Annotated in this window: 1 pseudogene; it reads right to left on the reverse strand. The window is 48.7% G+C overall.

The window, feature by feature from the left end:
• A pseudogene (locus TW84_RS23345) lies at positions 1–630 on the reverse strand (Tricorn protease domain-containing protein); the annotation flags it as partial.

Below are 630 nucleotides of genomic sequence, written 5' to 3' on the forward strand. Positions count from 1 at the left end.
CTTGCTGCTTTTCACCGCTGCTTAAGGTGTATTTCCAGTCTTTAAATTGGTCGACATAGTAAAGGTAACTGCTGTCTTCAGCCCATAAAAACTCCGGATAGCCCCGTGAGCGGCCTAGCTCGATATATTCGCCAGTTTGCAAATCTTTAATCACCTTAAACATGCCCTCTTCGGCTGAATAAGCCAGCGCAAGATAACGATTATTGGGTGATATACGCATTAAGCGAACCCTGCCATTAAATTCATCGGCGACCAAACGCAGATCGGTGCCATCGGTTTTAATGCTCCATACTTTATCGCGCCGCTCATAAAGATCTTTTGAAACATTGCTGCCATTGTCCCAGCGGAATACCACACGCGGTAGATCGTACGAGTCTTGGTTGTTGAGATCTTCTCGGGGCCACTCTTTGGCCTTGTAAATAGCGTAACTTGGTTTCCCTGTATCTGGATCGTAAGTAACGTAGTTATGCTCTGTTATATACACCCGACCATCGTCCCATTGCTGGGCATTTTTGGCCGCGATCCGCTCTTCAACCGTTAGCGGTGGCGCAGCAACAGACTGCTGGGTTTGTGGTGGTTCGACGCTGGCCGTTGGATTGGGCTGCGTTTTTTGCCACTTGCACCCTGCCA

The sequence above is a fragment of the Vibrio neptunius genome (assembly GCF_000967495.1).
Taxonomy (GTDB): domain Bacteria; phylum Pseudomonadota; class Gammaproteobacteria; order Enterobacterales; family Vibrionaceae; genus Vibrio; species Vibrio neptunius.